The 17,673-nt window shown below is 32.6% G+C and carries 17 protein-coding genes; all 17 read left to right on the top strand.

Annotated elements, in window-relative coordinates:
• Positions 1 to 14 precede the first annotated feature (14 nt).
• The 17 genes from thyX (at position 15) to RRB46_RS00140 (ending at position 17,653) form a co-directional block, all read left to right on the top strand.
• Positions 15 to 788, top strand: coding sequence for an FAD-dependent thymidylate synthase (thyX, locus tag RRB46_RS00220; protein ID WP_311537068.1), 774 nt, complete (start codon positions 15 to 17; stop codon positions 786 to 788).
• Positions 789 to 861: 73 nt separating this feature from the next.
• On the top strand, positions 862 to 1,563 hold the full coding sequence (locus RRB46_RS00215) for an ABC transporter ATP-binding protein (RefSeq protein ID WP_311537067.1): 702 nt from the start codon (positions 862 to 864) through the stop codon (positions 1,561 to 1,563).
• 1 nt (position 1,564) lies between these two features.
• Positions 1,565 to 4,867, top strand: coding sequence for an FtsX-like permease family protein (locus RRB46_RS00210; protein WP_311537066.1), 3,303 nt, complete (start codon positions 1,565 to 1,567; stop codon positions 4,865 to 4,867).
• 75 nt (positions 4,868 to 4,942) lie between these two features.
• A complete protein-coding gene (locus RRB46_RS00205) occupies positions 4,943 to 5,512 on the top strand; it encodes a histidine phosphatase family protein (protein ID WP_297689575.1) in 570 nt (189 codons plus the stop codon).
• On the top strand, positions 5,509 to 6,519 hold the full coding sequence (locus tag RRB46_RS00200) for a DNA repair exonuclease (protein WP_311537065.1): 1,011 nt from the start codon (positions 5,509 to 5,511) through the stop codon (positions 6,517 to 6,519). Before RRB46_RS00205 ends, RRB46_RS00200 begins: the two co-directional genes overlap by 4 nt.
• Entirely contained in the window at positions 6,512 to 8,368 is a 1,857-nt protein-coding gene (locus RRB46_RS00195) for an AAA family ATPase (protein ID WP_311537064.1), read from the top strand. Before RRB46_RS00200 ends, RRB46_RS00195 begins: the two co-directional genes overlap by 8 nt.
• A complete protein-coding gene (locus RRB46_RS00190) occupies positions 8,365 to 9,045 on the top strand; it encodes a metallophosphoesterase (protein WP_297689569.1) in 681 nt (226 codons plus the stop codon). The genes RRB46_RS00195 and RRB46_RS00190 overlap by 4 nt, the downstream gene beginning before the upstream one ends.
• The gene (locus RRB46_RS00185) at positions 9,045 to 9,572 is read left to right on the top strand and encodes a class IV adenylate cyclase (RefSeq protein ID WP_297689567.1); all 528 of its coding nucleotides are present in this window, start codon (positions 9,045 to 9,047) and stop codon (positions 9,570 to 9,572) included. Before RRB46_RS00190 ends, RRB46_RS00185 begins: the two co-directional genes overlap by 1 nt.
• A gap of 54 nt (positions 9,573 to 9,626) precedes the next feature.
• Entirely contained in the window at positions 9,627 to 10,553 is a 927-nt protein-coding gene (gene pyrB, locus RRB46_RS00180; protein WP_311537063.1) for an aspartate carbamoyltransferase, read from the top strand.
• A complete protein-coding gene (locus RRB46_RS00175) occupies positions 10,546 to 10,974 on the top strand; it encodes an aspartate carbamoyltransferase regulatory subunit (RefSeq protein ID WP_106460110.1) in 429 nt (142 codons plus the stop codon). Before pyrB ends, RRB46_RS00175 begins: the two co-directional genes overlap by 8 nt.
• 1 nt (position 10,975) lies before the next feature.
• A complete protein-coding gene (locus tag RRB46_RS00170) occupies positions 10,976 to 12,166 on the top strand; it encodes a dihydroorotase (RefSeq protein WP_311537062.1) in 1,191 nt (396 codons plus the stop codon).
• The gene (pyrF, locus tag RRB46_RS00165; protein WP_311537061.1) at positions 12,153 to 13,016 is read left to right on the top strand and encodes an orotidine-5'-phosphate decarboxylase; all 864 of its coding nucleotides are present in this window, start codon (positions 12,153 to 12,155) and stop codon (positions 13,014 to 13,016) included. The genes RRB46_RS00170 and pyrF overlap by 14 nt, the downstream gene beginning before the upstream one ends.
• Positions 13,003 to 13,722 (top strand): dihydroorotate dehydrogenase electron transfer subunit, encoded by a 720-nt coding sequence (locus RRB46_RS00160; RefSeq protein ID WP_311537060.1) that lies wholly within the window; start codon positions 13,003 to 13,005, stop codon positions 13,720 to 13,722. The genes pyrF and RRB46_RS00160 overlap by 14 nt, the downstream gene beginning before the upstream one ends.
• Positions 13,719 to 14,618 carry a dihydroorotate dehydrogenase gene (locus RRB46_RS00155; RefSeq protein ID WP_296126118.1) on the top strand — a complete coding sequence of 300 codons (900 nt, stop codon included), beginning with the start codon at positions 13,719 to 13,721 and terminating at the stop codon, positions 14,616 to 14,618. Before RRB46_RS00160 ends, RRB46_RS00155 begins: the two co-directional genes overlap by 4 nt.
• Positions 14,619 to 14,627: 9 nt before the next feature.
• Complete coding sequence (pyrE, locus tag RRB46_RS00150) at positions 14,628 to 15,200, top strand: orotate phosphoribosyltransferase (RefSeq protein ID WP_311537059.1); 573 nt, start codon at positions 14,628 to 14,630, stop codon at positions 15,198 to 15,200.
• A gap of 60 nt (positions 15,201 to 15,260) precedes the next feature.
• Entirely contained in the window at positions 15,261 to 15,971 is a 711-nt protein-coding gene (locus tag RRB46_RS00145; protein WP_297689558.1) for a glucosaminidase domain-containing protein, read from the top strand.
• Between the two features lie 20 nt (positions 15,972 to 15,991).
• Positions 15,992 to 17,653: a GlgB N-terminal domain-containing protein gene (locus tag RRB46_RS00140; protein ID WP_311537058.1), complete on the top strand. Its 1,662-nt coding sequence runs from the start codon at positions 15,992 to 15,994 to the stop codon at positions 17,651 to 17,653.
• Positions 17,654 to 17,673 lie beyond the last annotated feature (20 nt).

Genomic DNA, 17,673 nt, shown 5'->3' with positions numbered 1-17,673 from the left:
AAGAAAGGTATTTTATGACAGAAGCTAAGTTAAAAGTTAAATTATTAAATTATACACCAAATGGAGAAGAGACAATAGCTCAGGCCGGCAAGCTTTGTTATTCACCTGTGGGGGTGGATGAGATTTCTAAAAAGCAAGATGAAGAATCTATCGCCAAATATGTAAAGATGCTTGCAAGCATGGGTCATATGTCTCCGATTGAGCATATTTCTTTTACTTTTGCAGTAGAAGGAGTCTCAAGGACTTTGACCCATCAACTAGTTCGCCATAGGCTCGCATCCTATTCTCAACAATCTCAAAGATATGTAAAATTAGAAGGTTTTGAATACATAATCCCACCTCACATAAAGGAAAACCCTGAAGCGGCCGAAATTTTTATAAAAGCTATGGAAGAAGACCAAAAATCCTATGATAAGCTTACAGATATCTTATTTGATAAGCATTTTAAAGACTTTATAGCTGAAGGGATGGATGAAAAAACAGCAAAAAGACAAGCCAGCAAGAAGGCCATAGAAGATGCAAGATACGTATTTCCAAATGCCTGTGAGACTAAAATTGTCTTTACAATGAATGCTAGAACCCTACTTCATTTTTTCTCTCTAAGGTCATGTAACAGAGCCCAGTGGGAGATAAGAGAACTTTCTGATCAGATGATTAGGCTTGTAAAGGGGATTTATCCAAATATCTTTGCTAAAGCAGGTCCATCATGCCTTGGAGGTCCTTGTCCAGAGGGGAAAATGACTTGCGGAAAAATCAATGAAGTTAGGGAAAAATATAAAAATATATAGGGCCTTTGGGCTCTTTTATATTTGCTAAAAATGGGTATATATACATATATGATATAGACAGGAAGGAAGAATTATGTCTTATATAAGTTTAAAAAATGTGAGCAAAAAATATAAGTCAGGAAGTACTGAGATAGTTGCTAATTATAATATAAATTTTGACCTTGATGAGGGAAAACTTCTTATAATTGTCGGAGCATCAGGTGCTGGGAAAACTACTTTACTAAATATAATAGGCGGAATGGAGCAAGCAAGTTCCGGAGATATATTAATTGATGGTAAGAATCTATCAAAATTAAATGATAAGGACCTTACCACCTATAGGCGTGATGATGTTGGTTTTGTATTTCAGCATTATAACCTTATACCAAATCTAACAGCCCTTGAAAATGTTGAATTAGCTAGCGAATTATCAAAAGATTCTCTAGTGGCAGAAGAGGTCTTAGATGAGGTAGGCCTTAATTCAAGATATGAAAATTTCCCATCACAATTATCTGGGGGAGAGCAGCAGAGAGTTGCAATTGCAAGAGCATTAGCTAAAAATCCTAAGCTTTTATTATGCGATGAGCCCACAGGTGCCCTAGATTATAAAACAGGAAAAAATATCTTAAAACTATTACAAGATGCTTCAAGAAGGCTTGGAGCAACAGTTATAATAATAACCCACAACTCCCTTATAAAGCCTATGGCTGATGAGGTAATAGAGCTTAAAGATGGGAAAATCCTAAAAGCATATAGCAATGAAAATCCAAGACCAGTTGGAGAGCTGGAGTGGTAAGATGAATACTTTTTACAAAAATATAATTAGGGATATGAAAACAACCCTTGGCAAGGTATTTTCGATTGGGGTCATGGTAGGACTTGCAACGATGATAATTGTAGGACTAAACCTAACAGGCCCATCAATGAGAAAAAGCCTTGACGAGTCCCTAAAAATCTATAAGCATCCTGATATAATAGTCAGATCAACCTATCCAATGGATTATGAAGATAAGATTCTCTTAGAAAATGACGATGATATCAAGGATATTTCCTTTATAAAAATTATAGATTTAGAAAATCAAGATAATATTATAAGAATAAAGTCCTTTGATAATAATTTTGAAAAAATAGACATGGTTGAAGGCCAAAAATTAAAAGCAAAGGATGAAATAATTTTAGATAAGGCCCTAATGTCTACTTATAAAATTGGTGATTATGTAGATTTTTCCTATATAAATGATAAGCAGAAGGATACAAATAAGCTTAAAAATACCAAGTATAAAGTAGTTGGATTTTTTAATACCAGCCAAAGATTTCTTGAAGATATGAAAGAAATATCTCCAGTAGGCAAAAAAGAGATAGCTGGCCTTGCCTTTATTTCAGAAGAAAATTTTGAAAAAGAAAAATTTGATGAAGTAAATATTTCTTATAAAACTACTGAAGAATTAAATAAAACAAGTAATGAATACAAAAAAATTGTAAAAGATAAGAAGGATGCTATAGACAAGGCCATCCTCTCTAGACCAAAGGAGGTATTAGAGAAGATAAAAACTGAGGCAAATGATAAGATAAATAAGGCCGAGGGCGACTTATCTGATGCTAGAGAAAAAATATCTGAAACTGAAAAAGAATTAAAAGATGCTAAGATAAAAATTGATGATGGATTTAGTAAATACGGGACAGAAAAAGCAAAGTACCATAGAGAAATTGAAAATGCCAAGGCTAAGCTTAGTAAGGCAAGAAATGACTTGATTAGAGGTCAGGCAGAGCTGGATAAGGCTAAGATTGATTTAGAAAATTCAAGAAATAAATATAATGAAGAGATTAGAATAAATGAAGAAAAGTTAAATGATTCTTATCGACAGATTAAGGCAGGCCAAGATGAAATTTCAAGCAAAAAACAAGAAATAGAAAATGCTCTAAGTCAGATAGATGCTTCTATTAATGAATCTTTACAAGTTAATGATCAATTACCAGACTCTAATGAAAATCAGGCGGATTTAGGACTTGAAACTTTAGATCAGCCACAGTCATCTTCTGTTAATTTAGAAGAAGAAATAGCCAAGCAAAAGGCACCCCTACTAGCGGGCCTTGAAGAAATTAAGAAAAAGGAAGCTGAATTAAACAAAGCCCTTGCTTCTTACAATCAAGGAAAAGCCAAGTTTGAGGAAGAAAAAAAATCAGGTGCAGCAAAGCTTGACCAGGGCTTAAAAACTGTAAATAGCAAGCAAACAGAAATCAACAGAGGCTGGACATCTTATTATCAAGGTTCAGATGAGCTTGAAAAAAATAGGGTAAAGGGGGCAAATGACTTAGAAAAAGCCTACAGGGACCTTATAAAGTCAAAAGCTGATTATGAAAAGGGTCTAAAGGAATTTGAAGATAAAAAAGCAGAATCCCTAGATGATATAGAAGAAGGGGAAGAAGAGATAAAAGACCAAAAGGAAGCCCTTCTAAAGCTTACAGATCCAGAATATAAGGTGAGTACAATCTTTGATAACGAGGGCTTAGATACCTATTATCAAAACTCCCTAAATATGGACAAATTATCCCTAGTATTTCCTGTATTTTTCTACATGGTAGCCATGCTTGTTACCCTTACAACCATGAAAAGATATATAGAAGAGCAGAGGCTCATAAATGGTAGTCTAAAGTCCTTGGGCTATTCAAATAAATTAATAGCCAGGAGATTTTATATTTATGGTCTGATACCTACCTTGATAGGGTCAATAATCGGTGGGATATTAGCTAGATTTCTAATAGCGGGGATAATATTTAAGGCCTATTCAACAGGTTTTTCTATAATAAATATGAGCTTCACATCATCGCTTCTTTTGATTATAGGGTCTGTAATTCTTTCAGCAAGTTTAGTAGCCTTAACAGTATTTTTCACCTCTAAGGAAACAGTAAACGAGTCACCGGCAAGGCTACTTCAGGCAAAGGCTCCAGAAAAGGGATCTCAAATTCTTTTAGAAAAGATAAGGCCGATTTGGAAGAGACTTTCTTTCATGCAAAAAATAACGGCTAGGAACCTATTTAGGTATAAGTCAAGGATGTTTATGACCCTCTTTGGAGTAGCAGGCTGCACAGCCCTCATATTTTTCGGCTTTGCAATGATTGATTCACTAAAGGATACATCAGCCATCCAGCAAAATGAACTCTTCCACTACCAATCAATATCCATCCTAGATCAAAAGTCAGATAGAAAAGCTTTTGATGATTTGATAGCAAAGGATAAGAGGCTTGAGATTAGAAATGAAAGTGCAAGTCTAAATAGAAATGGCACAGACCTTGACCTATCAATTATAATACCTAAGGATATGGCTAGGTTTAATGATTTCGTATCTTTAAGAAAAAATAAAAATAATCCTATAAATCTAAAAGAAGCTAAGGCTGTAATTACAAAAAATGCTAGCAAAAAGCTTAAATTGAAGGAAAATGACAAGATAAAGGTAGAAGTAGATAAGAGATTAATAGAAATTGAGATAGGAGAAATTACAGAAAATTATGTAGGAGATTACCTATATATTTCCAAGGACTATTATGAAGATTTGACTTCTAATAAACTAAGTGTAAACGCTGATTATATAAAGGGTGATCCTGATAAAACTACCCAGAAATTAGAAGATATCGACGATATTCTTGCAGTAATAAATACAAGCGGAGCCTATGAATCAATGGATGCCTTGCTTGCTAATTTAAACTTAGTAATAGTTGTAATAACCCTGGTTTCATCTGTACTTGCAAGTGTAGTTTTATATAATATAACTGATATAAATGTAAGCGAGAGGAAAAGAGAGCTTGCAACCATAAAAGTTCTAGGATTTTATCCAAAGGAAGTAACAGCCTATATCTACAGGGAAATATTTATATTAAGCCTTATAGGTATAGGAGGTGGATATTTACTAGGTTATCTAATGTTTAGGTATATAATTGACCTAGTTGCCCCAAGAGATATCATGCTTTCCTATAAGCTTCATCCTTTAAGTTTTATAGTAAGTGCAGCTATAACCCTCATCCTATCAATGATTATGCTTATATACGTACACAATAAACTTAAAAACATCGACATGGCTGAGGCCATGAGCAGTGGAGAATAAGGCGGAGATTCCGTCTTTTTCTTTTTATTCCTAGATAAAATTTAAATCTTTGTTATAATTATAGGGAGGTGAATTATGAAAATTATTTTAGTAAGACACGGATTAACAGAAGCTAATATGAAAATGGTCTATTCAGTTGATGAAACGAAATTAGAAGAAAGTGGCCTATACATATTAGATAGGACAAAAGAATTACTTAAAAATTATGAGATAGATGAAGTTTATACATCAAACCTCTACAGGGCAAAAGAAACTGCGGACTACCTAGGATATAAGGATTATAAGAGCGATGGTCGCTTAAATGAGATGAATTTTGGGGATTTTAAAGGTAGGTCCTTAGTTGATGTAAGAGAAAATGAAAAGGAATTTTTTATAAAAGAAAAGTCAGACTACTTTGGTCTAAAATATCCAAATGGAGAATCAAGGCTTGATGTAATAAAAAGAGTAGGAGATTTTCTTGAAGAAAAATCCAAGGAAGATAAGACAATTTTAGCAATTAGTCATGGTATTGCCATAAGGTCATCACTATTTTGGATATTAAAAGATCTTGATAATTGGCCATCATTTTGGATAGATAATGGGTCGCTAACAGTTTATAAGATTGAAGATGGCAAAAGGCTTATAGAAAGCGTCAACCTAATATGAAATTTATCCATCTAGCAGATGTCCATCTGGCAGATAATTTAAATTTCAAATCAGACTTATCTTCTCTAATTAGGATGAAAAATAAGGAATCTTTTTATAGAATCTTAGAAGAAAATCAAGATGTGGATTTTATTTTAATTGCAGGGGATCTTTATGAGAGGGATTATTTTACCCTAAATGATTATAAGGACCTGTTTGAAAAGATTGGTGCTTTTAAAAAAGATGTATTTTATGTGGCAGGCAATCATGATTTTATAGGAAGGGATAATTATATATACCTAAAAAATAAACCAGATAATTTACACATTTTCTGGGACGATGAACTTTCTTATTTTGAGGTCGATAATATAAGAGTTTATGGACTTTCATATGTGGATAGGATTTATAATAAGGATTTTCCTTATGATATAGGCTTAGATGATTCATATTTTAATATTTTACTTGTCCATGGGGATACTTATAATAAAAATTCATCATACCTAAATTTAGATATAGGAAAGCTTAAAAATCTTGACTTCGACTATATAGCACTAGGACACATTCATAAAAGAGATAAGCTTTATGATAATATTTATTATGCTGGAGCAATCGAGCCCTTGGATTATAGCGACCTTTATGACTATGGTTATATAAAATATGATGAAGGAAAGATTTCTTATCTTGATTCATCACTAATGAAATTTTATGATTTAAATATAAAGCCAGGTGATTTTAATAGTCAGAATGACTTGTTTGACTATATTAATTCTAAGTTAGAAGATAAGATAAATTTTGTAAGACTAAGGGCAAATCAGAAAATCTCCCTAAATGACCTAAGAAAAAATCTAAATGCTTACAATATAGATTTAAAAATAAATGAGCAAATCGACTATAAAAAACTTTCAAGCCTTTATCCTAATTCGATTCTTTCAAAATTTTTAGAAAAATTTGAAGACAGAGATGATGAAATATCTACTAGAGCCTTAGACCTAGGCCTAGAAGCCTTATTTAGGAGCCAAAATGACTGACTTATATATAAAAGAATTAAATATAAAGGCCTTTGGTAAATTTGTAAATAAGAAAATTATATTAGATAAGGAATTTAATCTTATTTACGGCCTAAATGAGTCGGGTAAGTCAACTCTTAAAAATTTCATTGAGGGGATGTTTTATGGTTTTGATGAGGGCAAACAGAGGGTTAGCTTTTCATCAAAAAGAGAAATATATAGGCCAAAAGACGCCTATATTTATGCTGGTAGCTTAATTATCTATAAGGATGGAGATAATTTTAGACTTGATAGGGATTTTGATAGTGGTGCCTACAAGATTTATAATCTTAGCAAAGGATTAGAGCTTGATACTAAAGCCAGTGACCTAGCTTATCCTGGCAAATATTTCTTAAATTTGGATTATGATCTCTATCAAAATTTTATATCTTCCTACCAGATGCAAGTTACATCTGTTGATAGCAAGAAAAAAGTTATAGAAAAGCTAGCAAGCAAGGATATTGACTATAATTTTTCTATTAAAAGCGCCATAGAAATCCTAGATAAAAAGCAAGCTGACCTTGGTACAGAAAGAGCCTACACCAAGCCTTATTACAAAATTAGAGAAAAAATCACAGATATTAAAGATATCTTAAATGAAATAGGAAGTCTTAAGGCAAAATTTAGGAAAGAATTTCAAAGTTTAGACATAAATAGGGAAAAACTTCAAAAGCTTGAAGAAAAATATAAAAAATTAAAGGATGAGAATGAAATATTCAATTCACTTAGGTCTGACCAAAACTACAAGGATTATAAAAAATGGACAGATAAACTTTATGAACTTGACCAGGATCTAATAAAGTTTGAAGATCTTAAGGCCTACAGGAGCGAAGATTTTGAAGATATAGAATTTAATCATAAAGACCAAAGTTCTCTTAAGTATATATATGTATTTTATATTTTACTATTAATAATAATCGGTCTTAGTATTTTTACCAAAAACTTCTATTTGCTTTTGTTTATAATTCCTACTTTATTTTTCTTATTTAAGGATAGAAAAGAAAAGGTCGAGCCTGATTTTATACGACTTGGAGTAAATAACTTAGCTGAGTATAATAGGCTAAGGATGAGATTTTTAAAATATAAGTCCTTATTAGAAGAAAAGGAAAAGATTGAGGAAGTCATAACTATAATTAAAAAACAAGACCTGACAGCTCTAGACCCTAATTTAGAATATAATTTTGATTTTGAATCTTATGACAATGTTAAAGCTAGAGAAGATATTAATAGCTTAGAGGAAGAGATAAAAAACTTAAAATCATTTATAAATGCTAGGGAGAAAGAACTTTTATTAATTGATGCTAAGTTAAAAAAAGAAGTTGATTATAAGGATGAGCTTAAATATTTAGAGGGAAAATTTCAAGAAATTATAAGAGAAAAAGAAGCAATCTCTCTTGCTAAAGATACTATTTTAGCCATAGCTGATGAAAACAAAAATGATATGGCAAAATTAAATAGAAAGATTAATTCTTTAATCGCAAGCCTTGGCAGAAATAATTTTAAAATTTCCTATGATCCTGACCTAAATATTGATATTAGAGATGAAAATCTTCATTCTTTTGACCTAAATCAATTATCTCAGGGCTTTTTTGACCAATTAAATCTTGCCCTAAAGCTAAACCTAGTTAACGAGAGCTTTGGCCAAGTTTTTATGATATTTGATGATGCCTTTATCAATTATGATATTGAAAGATTGATCAAATTTTTATTTATTCTTCTTGACATGGCAAGGGATAAGCAAATCCTGTATTTTACCTGCCATAGGCGAGAGGAAGAAATTTTCTTAAGTGAAAATATAGAAGTAAAAGTAATACATTTGGAGGATAGATGATATATGCTATCGCAGACTTGCATCTAGACTATACTGAAGAAAAATCTATGGAAGTCTTTGGTGATGCTTGGAAAGATTATCAAGAGAAAATTTTTAATAATTGGAATAAGCTGGTAAAAGAAGAGGATACAGTCTTAATTCCTGGCGATATATCTTGGGCAATGGATATTGACCATGCAAAAATAGACCTTGAAAAATTAGAAAAGCTTCCTGGCAGGAAAATTTTAATGAAGGGCAACCACGATTATTGGTGGTCGTCTTTAAATAAGCTTAGCCAGTTGGGTTTTTCTTCCATTGAATTTTTGCAAAATAATTCTTTTGAAATAGAAGATTATATAATTTGCGGGACTAGGGGTTGGATTTCTAGAGATGCTAAAGATTTTGATGACCACGATGAAAAGATATTTGCTAGAGAATTACTAAGGCTTCAAAATTCGATAGAATCTTCTAGACAAGATAAAAAGCTAATCATAAATTTTCATTATCCACCAATCAATAGCGATGGCAGCCTAAATGAATTTTTTGATTTGGCAAAAACTTACAATACTGATACAATTATCTATGGACACCTCCACGGAAGTGGTCATAGACTTATAAGAGAAGGGAATATAGATGGCATAAATCTTGTATGTGCTTCAGGTGATTACATAGATTTTAAGCCAGTGAGGATTAAATAATGCAAAGAGAAATAGAAATAAAGGTATTAGATATAGTACCAGAAGAACTTGAACAAGAACTTATTGAATTAGGGGCGGAAAAAATTGTTGAAGAAAAACAAGTAAACTATACTTTTGCTCCAAAAAATGCTGAAGACTTTGACACAGGCTATCTTAGGATAAGGGAAACCTATATCGAAGGAAAGAGAGAATCGATTGAACTTACCTTCAAAGAGATGAAAAATTCTGAAGATGTAAGGATTAATAACGAATTTACAACAAAAATTGATTCTGTAACAATGATGACTCAAATCCTAGATAGGATTGGTGTAAAGATAAAATATAAGGGCGAAAAGCAAAGAATATCTTATAGATATAAGGGTCAAAGATTTGATATAGACACTTGGGATAAGGCAACCTATCCTCATCCATATCTAGAAATTGAATTTACTAATCAATCAAAAATTGATGAAATACTCGATGATTTAGGCATTGATAGGGATAAGGTCACTACAAAATCAATTTCTGATTTAATAAGCGAGTTATAATTTTGACAGATAAAAATTTCCTGGTATAGTCTTAAAAAATCCAAGGAGATGAATATGATTTCTATAAAAAATTTATTAAATTCGCACGATTTGTCAAAAGAAGATTTACTTGAAATTATAGAACTAGGAAATGATATTTATAAGAGTCCTACCGATTTTTCTCATTATGCAGATGGGAAGATATTGGGGACTCTTTTTTTTGAGCCTTCAACAAGGACAAGACTATCATTTGAATCAGCTATGTTAAGATTGGGTGGTTCTGTAGTAGGGTTTTCTGATTCAAGCAATTCTTCAACAACCAAGGGAGAAAGCTTGCAAGATACAGTTAGAACTGTAAGCCAATATGCAGATATAATAGCCATGCGCCACCCTCAAGAAGGTGCAGCATATCTTGCTAGTCTTGCTGCTGATTGTCCAATAATAAATGCTGGTGATGGGGGCCACCAACATCCAACTCAAACCCTTACAGATATCCTAACAATTTCAAATTATAAGGAAAGCCTTGATAACCATGTAATAGGTATATGCGGTGACCTTAAATATGGCAGGACTGTTCACTCACTTATTAAGGTCTTAAACTTATTTTCAAATAATAAATTTATCTTAATATCACCAGAAGAATTAAAACTTCCTCAATATGTAAAAGAAGAAGTTTTTGATGAAAACAATGAATATGAAGAAGTAAGATCTCTTGATGCAGTAATTGATAAGATTGATATATTGTACATGACAAGAATCCAAAAGGAAAGATTCTATTCAGATGCCCAATATACAAGGCTTAAGGATTCATACCTTTTAAATAAGGAAAAAATGAGCCAAGCAAGAGAAGACATGATAGTTCTCCACCCACTACCAAGGGTTAATGAAATTGCAAAAGAAGTAGATAGCGACCCAAGGGCAGTATATTTTCAACAGGTTAAATTTGGTATGTATGTAAGAATGGCACTAATTATAAAACTTTTGGAGGTAAACAATGCTTGAGATTACTAGTATAAAAGACGGAATCGTAATAGACCATATAAGAGCAGGTCTAGGTATGAAAATCTATGAACTTTTGGATTTAGAAGACCTAGATAGTGAGATAGCAATAATATTAAATGCAAGCTCAACCAGATTTGGCAAAAAGGATATATTAAAGATTGCAAATAATATCAAAATAAACCTAGATGCTGTGTCAATAATAGATCCAACAGCTACAGTTAATATCATAAAAGATGAAAAAGTAGTTGAAAAACTTGAATTAAAACTTCCTGAAAAGGCTGTTGATATTTTAACATGCCAAAATCCAAAATGCGTATCAACTAGCGAAAGAGAAGTGTCTAGTGAATTTATTTTGATAAATAGAGAAGAAAAAACATATAAATGTGCCTTCTGTGGACACATTTACGATGTGGAAGAATAAGATGAAGCAAATTTTTACAAATTTTTATGGATTTGATGATGTAAAGATTACACGTGAAGATATCTTTGTAGAAGATGGGATAATAGTAGAAGAATTTGAAAGAGATGAGGCAGATGAGATAATTGATTGCCAAAACCTAGTCCTCATGCCATCTTTTACAGACCTTCACGTACACTTTAGAGACCCAGGTTTTACCTACAAAGAAGACCTAAAAACAGGCTCTCTTGCTGCCCTAAAAGGAGGAGTGACAAACGTCCTCCTTATGGGCAACACCAAGCCAACTGTATCATCAATAGAAGTCTATGAAGATATTATAAAAAGAGGGGAAGAACTTGACCTTATTGGGATTGACCAAGTTTATACCATCACCAAGAATTTTGACGGTAAAACTTTAGATCATCTTGATAGCCTGCCTAAATCAGTTAAATTTATCTCTGATGATGGCCACGGGGTAGATGATGGAGAAACTATGTACAAGGCCATGCTTAAGGCAAAAGGCCTTGGTGTAAATATGACCCTTCATGAAGAAGTGGCAGGTGTTTCAGCTATAGATTATGAAGTGGCAGAAGATGCCATGACCCTTAGGGATTGCTATTATGCCTATAAGCTTGATATGCCAGTTCATTTTTCACACGTTTCAACCAAGGGAGCAATGACAGCAATAAAGTATTTTAAGGACCTGGGGGCTAAAATAACCTGCGAAGTAACACCACACCACTTATACTTTAGTGAAAAAACTAGGGAAGAGATGAAGGTAAATCCTCCTATCAGAAGGGAAGAGGATAGGCTATATTTATTAAAAATGATAAAAGAAGGTTATGTAGATGCAATTGCGACAGACCATGCCCCTCATTCTAAAGAAGAAAAGGAAAAAGGTGCTCCAGGCTTTATAGGAATAGAAACATCCTTTTCAACTTGCTATGAAGTTTTGGTTAAATCTGGTCTTATTTCTCTAAACCAACTGATAAAAATTATGTCCACCAGGCCATCAGAAATTTTGGGTATTAAAAAAGGAAAATTAGCTCCTGGATATCTAGCTGATTTTAACCTGGTAGATCTTGATAAATCCTATATCTATAGGGAAGAAGAAATTAGGTCAAAATCTAAAAATTCTCTTATGATTGGCAAAAAATTATATGGACAAATTCAAAAAGTCTACAGAAAGGGTGTTTTAAAATATGAACATAATTGATAAACTATATGACAGAATCGACAAATTAGGCTTTGTTTGCGTAGGACTTGACACATCTCTTGATTATATACCTGATGTGATTAAGGAAGGAAAATCAACATCTGATGCCTTGTTTGCCTATAATAAGGAAATTATAGATGCAACAAAAGATGTGTGTGCTATCTATAAGCTTCAAATTGCTTATTATGAATCATATGGCTTAGAAGGCATGCTAGCTTATAAAAATACCCTTGATTACCTAAGGGATAATGATTTGCTTAGCATAGGGGATGTAAAGAGATCTGACATAGCAGCCTCTGCAACAATGTATGCTAAAGCTCATTTTGAAGGAGATTTTGAGGTTGACTTTATAACCTTAAATCCATATATGGGTATGGATTCAATTGAGCCTTACGAAAAATATTTAGAATCTGGCAAAAAGGGAGCTTTTGTCCTACTTAGAACGTCAAATCCAGGTGCAAATGACTTTGAAGTCCTAGATGTAAATGGTGAGGAATTATTTTACACAATTGGCGATAGATTAAAAGAAATAAATGATAAGTACATCGGAGAAAATGGCTACGGACCTGTAGGGCTTGTGGTAGGTGCTACTCACAGCCAAGAGGTAGAAAAAATCAGAGAAAGATACAAAAATATGTTCTTTTTAATCCCTGGTTTTGGAGCCCAAGCTGCTGATTCTATGAATGTGTATAAGCTTTTAAATGATTTAAATGCAGGAGTAGTAAATTCATCACGTGCCATCCTTAAAAATTGGATGAATTACGATGATGGTGAAGCTAATATTGGCAAGTACGCAAGAGAAAAAACAATAGAAACTTATAAGGAAATATCTAAAAATGCAAACATATAGACCATGCAAAGTTATTGAAAATATTGAGATTGCACCAGGTATTTTACAAATTAGCCTAGATGTAAATCTCAAGGGCAAGCCTGGCCAATTTTTTATGTTAAGGGCAGATTCTTTTAGAGATGACCCTATTCTTGCTAGACCATTTGGTATATGCGACCAAAGGGAAGATAGGCTGGTTTTCCTATGCCAAGTCGTTGGTAAGGCTACAAGGCTGATAGGTGGACTTAAAGAGGGAGATGATGTATCAGTTCTAGGTCCACTTGGTAAGGGATTTTCTTTAAGTGATGAAAAGAAAATCGCCATAGTAGCTGGTGGAATTGGTATTGCTCCATTATTGGAACTTGCTAAAAATTTAGGGACAAAGGCAGATTTTTATGCAGGTTTTGCAGATGACCCATATTTTGTAGAAAATTTTAAGCCCTTTGTAAATAAAATAGTAACAAGTTCTGAAAGGGATGAAAATAAGTTTATCTTAGAAAAGATAGATTTTGATTCCTATGATATGATCTATGCCTGCGGTCCAAATCCAATGCTTAAGGCTCTTTGGAATCAAAATACTAAGGCTAAGGTCGAAATATCAATGGAAGCCCACATGGCCTGCGGAATCGGGGCCTGCTTAGGTTGTACTGTTGAAAATAGTGAGGGAGAATTTGTAAGAGTATGTAAGGATGGACCAGTATTTGATGCAGAAAGGATATATGGATGAGTTTAAAAGTAAATATAGCTGGAGTAGACTTTAAAAATCCTGTAATAGCAGCAAGTGGTACCTTCGGTTTTGGAGAAGAATTTTCTAATTACATAGATATAAACAAGCTTGGCGGTATTTCTTCTAAAGGCCTAACTCTTAAGAAAAATCCAGGCAATCCCGGTATAAGAATTTATGAGACAGCTGCAGGAATTATGAATTCCATAGGCCTTCAAAATCCAGGTGTAGATCATTTTATAGAAAATGAACTTATTTTTATGAGAAAATATCAACCTGTTGTAATTGCTAATCTTGGAGGCCATTCTTATGATGATTATAGAATTGGAGCAAGCAAATTAGAAGATAGCGATGTTGATATGGTTGAGCTTAATATCTCATGCCCTAACCTAAAAGAAGGTGGTATGGCCTTTGGAACTGATCCTCATAAGGCAAGAGAAGTTATAAAACAAGTAAGAAAGGCTACAAATAAACCCCTAATAGTAAAATTATCACCAAATGTAACAAGCATAGCTGAATTTGCAAAAATAGCTGAAGGTGAGGGAGCAGATAGTATATCCTTAGTAAATACCTTTAATGCTATGGCTGTAGATATTAAGAGGAAAAAATTCGTTTTTAATAACAAAACAGCAGGCCTATCAGGCCCTGCAATTAAACCAATAGCTCTGAGGATGACATATGAAGCGGTAAATGCTGTAAAGATTCCAGTTATAGCCATGGGCGGAATAATGAATGTAGAAGATGCTCTCGAATTTTTGATGGTTGGAGCCAAGGCCATCCAAGTGGGAACAGCTAATTTTAAAAGACTTGAAACAATGATTGATATAGTAGATGGATTAGAAAAATATCTAGCAGATAACAAAATATCTGATATAAATGAGATTATAGGAATATTATAGGAGGAAATTATGGATAGAACAGTAGAATTATTAAAAAAATCTGATGCACTTTTAGAAGGACATTTTATTTTATCAAGTGGTAAGCACTCTGATAAATATGTTCAATGTGCTAAACTTATACAAAACCCTGTTTATTGCCAAGAAGTGGCTGAAATAATTGCAGGAAAAATAAAAGAAGCTGGAATTAAGGTAGACTTATGTGTAGGTCCAGCTATGGGAGGAATAATAATAGCCTATGAACTAGCAAGAGCACTAGGGGTAGATGCAATCTTTACTGAAAGAGAAAACAACGTGATGACTCTTAGACGTGGTTTTGAAATTAAGGAAGGCCAAAAGGTTATAATTGTAGAGGATGTAATAACTACAGGTAAGTCTTCTTTTGAAACCGTAGATGTAATAAACAAGTGCGGGGGAGAGGTAGTAGCTCTAACATCCATCGTAAATAGGTCAAATAAGTATGAGATAAATGGGCTCCCTCTAATATCAGCTACAAAGATAGAGGTAAATGCATGGGATCCTGATAATATTCCAGAAAGTTTAAAAGAGATACCAGCGATAAAACCAGGCTCAAGAAAGTTCTAATCTTGATAATTAGGTCATTAAGGATATAATTTTATTATAATGATATATTAAAGGAGACTTATGATATATAAAAAGAATATATTTAGTAGTCTTATATTTTTAATGGCAATAGTCATATCCTTTATAAATTTTGCAAAAATTTCTTATGCTGATAAGGATAAAAAGCCTACTAAAGATTCTCTGCTTGATGGTCTTAGACAAATTTCAGCAGAAACTTACAATCTAAAAGATATGAGAGATATAAGATTTAATAAATTAAAAAAAGACCTTGAGGAATTTAAAGACAAGGGCTCAGCAAAAATATCAGAAAAAAATTATTTCTATCTCTTAAATCCTACTAATTTTACAGCCGAAGAATTAGAGTGGGGCCTTGCAGGTACAAATCTTAATTCTTTAGGCAAGGATTTTAAAGAAGTAAGTGAAGATGTAGAAATAAATCCAATATTACTGATGGCCATGGCCAAGCATGAAACAGGAAATGGTACAAGTGACCTTTACAAGCATAAGAAGAATCTTTTTGGATTCAATGCCTATGATTATGATCCATACAATCAAGCTACAGACTTTGAGAATGAGAGATCATCTATTGATACAGTAGCAAAACATTTAAAAAACGAATACCTAAATAAAGAAGGTAAGTTTTATAATGGTATATCTACCGCTGGAATTGGCAAGCTTTATGCAACTGACAAAGATTGGTCTAAAAAGGTAGATTGGATGATGATAGAAGTAGCCCAGGCTATGATCAAAGCTTATGAAGTTTATGACTGATTATTAAGAAAGGAATAATAATGAATACTAGAGATTATTTAAATGGTACATCTACGGATGGCTATGAATTTTTTGGAGCTCATAAGAGAAAATCAAATGATTATATTTTTAGACTTCTAGCACCAAATGCTAAAGAGGCTTATATAGCAGGAGATTTTAACAATTGGGAGAAGACTCCTATGCGTAAATATAGCACAGGAGTCTTTTCTGTAACAATTGAAAAGGCTAAAAATCTAGACGAGTATGAATATGAAATTGTTGATAAGGATGGAAATTCCTACAAAAAACTAGATCCATATGCCAAAAGAATAAACCTAGATGAAGGCACATCAGTCATAATTGATGATGATTATAAATTTAAATATAAGAAATCTAAAAGTGAAGCTAAAAACATATATCAGATTCATTTAGGATCCATGTTTAGATCTAACAAGGATAAAACTTCAATCTATGATCAAATTGTAAAACATGTCAAGGAAAATAATTTTTCCCACGTCCAACTTATGCCAATTAGTGAATATAAAAATTATAAGCAAATGGGATATTCTTCTATAGGACATTTTGCATTTTCCTCCAGATATGGAGATTTGAAAGACTTTAAAGAATTTGTAGATAAGCTACACAAAGAAAAAATCGGCCTAATTGTCGAACTTGATATAGCTGAATTTGATCCAGATTTTCTTTATTTAGATAGGTTTGATGGTACAAATGTATATAACTATGACTATGACAATATCAAATATAATTATTTTGGATCTATAAACTTTGATCCAACAAAAGAATTAGTAAGGTCTTATCTTTTATCCGTAGTTGAATATTATACAAAAGTCCTAAATATAGATGGAATTTTCTTCCCATCAGCTGAAAATATGATATTTTGGCAAGGGGATAGGAATAGGGGAATAAATAATAATTGGTTAGACCTCATTAAAGAAGTAAATGATTTAATAAGAGCAAATAGGTCTTTTTCAATTGGTGGAATTAATGGGAGTGCAGATGGTTTAGATTTGCCATTTGATTATATTTTCGATAGCAGATTTAAAAATATGATTGAACTATTTAAGACAGAACCTATACAAAGGGCAAATTTCCAAGCCTATGTTAGAGATTTGATAGGAAATGACAATGGCCATCTTATTCATGGTTTTTCATATGTAGATAGCTTTGTAAATGAAGCAAGTCTTGCCATGAAGATGTATTCAAATGATAAGAAATTTGAACAGCTTAAGACCCTTATGACCTTCTTATATAGTTTGAAATCAACTAAGACAATTTTTATGGGTGATGAATTAGCTGATTTTGATACTTTTTCAATCTATGATGAATTCACCTACGAAAAATTTGATTCAAATCAAGTAAAATTTAATGATTTCTATAGGGATTTAACAAAGTTATATATGGAAAATAAGGCCTTAAGCCATGTTGATTCAGCTATTAGGGTACTTGATATTGAAGGGTATAGTTTGTATGCCTATGAGAGATCTTATAAGAATGAAAAGCTATTAGTTGTGACAAATTTTACAGATATTGATTATAAGATAAACGCTCCATATGATTTAGAAGAATTGATTAACACTGATGATTTAAAATATATGGGAGATGGCAATACCAATGGTCTTGTAAAAAGTGGAGAAGATATAAGATTGGCTCCATATAACTCTGCTATTTTTAAAATTAAATAATTTAAAAAACTCCAAATCTT

It is taken from the genome of uncultured Anaerococcus sp. (genome assembly GCF_963512375.1).
Taxonomy (GTDB): domain Bacteria; phylum Bacillota; class Clostridia; order Tissierellales; family Peptoniphilaceae; genus Anaerococcus.
This window is presented reverse-complemented; position numbering and strand designations above follow the sequence as displayed.